This is a genomic window from Burkholderia sp. HAN2018 (assembly GCF_024704855.1).
In the GTDB taxonomy this organism is placed as follows: Bacteria; Pseudomonadota; Gammaproteobacteria; order Burkholderiales; family Burkholderiaceae; genus Burkholderia; species Burkholderia cepacia.
In genome coordinates, this window is record NZ_QOBB01000459.1 from 1 (window position 1) to 2,292 (window position 2,292).

Consider the following 2,292-nt stretch of genomic DNA (forward strand, 5'->3'; position numbering starts at 1 on the left):
CGGCGTCCGTGGCCGCGTGATCCGCCAGCGTGGCCGTGGCATCGGGCTGGCCGGACACGGCCGCCTTTTGTGCAGCGGCGGCGGCAGCAGCCGGATCGACCGGCGCCGCGTTGTCCATGCGCGCCTGCAGTTGCGCCTGCACGGCAGCGGCGGCCGCGAGCGCGGCGGCGTCGGGGTTGGCGGCGGCGTTCGTGGTCGTATCGTCGGTCGCGTCGTCGTCATCGGTCGCGGACGGCTTCGTGCCGGCGGCCGGCTTCGACGAAGCCTGTTTCGTCGAAGCATCCGGCGCGCCGGCATTCGACGAATCGCGACGCGTGACGACGCTTTGCTTCAGCGTCTGCGCGAACGGCACCGCGGTCGCGGCATCGTTGCCGGCGGCGGCGCCGGACGAACCCGAGCCGCGGGCGGCCTGGAGTGCGGTGCCGGCGGTGTCGAGCAGCGCGCCGAGCAGGGGCAGGGGAGGCATGACGTTCTCTCGTTCGAATGCGGTGGTCGGTTACGACGAACGGGCCGCGTCGGCCCGCATGCGCAGGATCTTCGCGGCGTGTTCGTCGGCATCGCGCTGCTCGCGCCGGGCTTCGCGCTTCGCTTCCTGCGCGACGCCGCGCGCCTGCAGGATTTCATACGAGCCGACGGTGCGTTTCTTCTGTTGCCAGTTCGGGCGTGCTTCGTCGATACGGACTTCGGCCGCGGCCAGCACGCTGCGCTGCTGCGCGATCGCGGCGTCGAGCGTGTCGATGAACGCCTGGAAATTGCGCCAGTTGCCGGCCGGCATCCCGTGCTGGGCGGATTGCGAGAAGCGCGCGTGGTATTCGTCGCGGTAGCGCAGCAGCGCGTCGAGCTGCTCGGCGGCCGCGGTGCGGTCGCGCTGCGCGGTGCCGAGCTGCTTCGCGGCCGAGTCGAGGTCGTCCTGCGCGCGGTCGAGCAGCAACTGAAGGGGAAAGCCGTGAGCCATCTGGATCAGCCTCCGTAAGCGTCGAACAGTGCATCGAGCCCGGCGAGGCTCGACGCGAACGGCGCGCATTCGCGAAAGCCCTGCTGCAGGAACGCCTCGATGCGCGGATAGAGCGCGATCGCGCGGTCGAGCTGCGCGTCGCGGCCGGGCGCGTACGCGCCGACCGCGATCAGGTCGCGATTGCGCTGGTAGCGCGACAGCATCTGCTTGAACTGCCGGACGTGGTCGAGATGCGTTTCGTCGATCAGCGCGGTCATCGCGCGGCTGATCGACGCCTCGATGTCGATCGCCGGATAGTGGCCGGCCTCGGCAAGCGCACGCGACAGCACGACGTGGCCGTCGAGGATCGCGCGCGCCGAATCGGCGATCGGGTCCTGCTGGTCGTCGCCTTCGGTCAGCACCGTGTAGAACGCGGTGATCGAGCCGCCGCCCTCCGGCCCGTTGCCGGTGCGCTCGACGAGCGCCGGCAGCTTCGCGAATACCGACGGCGGGTAACCCTTGGTCGCGGGCGGCTCGCCGATCGCGAGCGCGATCTCGCGCTGCGCCATCGCGTAGCGCGTCAGCGAATCCATCAACAGCAGCACGTGCTTGCCCTGGTCGCGGAAATACTCGGCGAGCGACGTCGCATAGGCCGCGCCCTGCATCCGCAGCAGCGGCGAGACGTCGGCCGGCGCCGCGACGACGACCGAGCGTGCGAGCCCGTCCTCGCCGAGGATCTGTTCGATGAACTCCTTCACTTCGCGGCCGCGTTCGCCGATCAGCCCGATCACGATCACTTCCGCGCTCGTGTAGCGCGCCATCGTGCCGAGCAGCACCGACTTGCCGACGCCGGAGCCGGCGAACAGGCCCATCCGCTGGCCGCGGCCGACGGTGAGCAGCGCGTTGATCGCACGCACGCCGACGTCGAGCACGTGGTGGATCGGTTCGCGCTCGAGCGGGTTGATCGACGGCGCCGACAGCGGCGCGTCGACCTTCGACGCGAGCGGGCCGAGGCCGTCGAGCGGGCGGCCCGACGCGTCGACGACGCGCCCGAGCATCTCCCAGCCGACCGGCAGACGCTTCGCGCCCGCGAGCGGGTCGGCCACCGGCGCGGTTTCGCGAGGCCAGACGCGCGCACCGGGCAGCACGCCGGCGACGTCGGTGGTCGGCATCAGGAACAGGCGGTCGCCGGCGAAGCCGACGACTTCCGCTTCCGCGTGCGGCAGCGTGCTGCCGGGCGGGAGTTCGATCGTGCATTCGGCGCCGACCGACAGGCGCAGCCCGATCGCCTCGAGCACGAGGCCGGCCGCGCGCGTCAGGCGTCCGCACGGGCGCAGCGGCAGCGCGCGGTGGCTGCG

The 2,292-nt window shown here is 71.8% G+C and carries 2 protein-coding genes and 1 pseudogene; all 3 read right to left on the reverse strand.

Annotated elements, in window-relative coordinates:
* A pseudogene (locus tag DPV74_RS40925) lies at positions 1 to 466 on the reverse strand (flagellar hook-length control protein FliK); the annotation flags it as partial.
* 30 nt (positions 467 to 496) lie between these two features.
* Positions 497 to 955, reverse strand: coding sequence for a flagellar export protein FliJ (gene fliJ, locus DPV74_RS40930; RefSeq protein ID WP_021163734.1), 459 nt, complete (start codon positions 953 to 955; stop codon positions 497 to 499).
* Between the two features lie 5 nt (positions 956 to 960).
* A partial coding sequence (fliI, locus tag DPV74_RS40935; RefSeq protein ID WP_119339257.1) for a flagellar protein export ATPase FliI occupies positions 961 to 2,292 on the reverse strand: 1,332 nt, incomplete at its 5' end.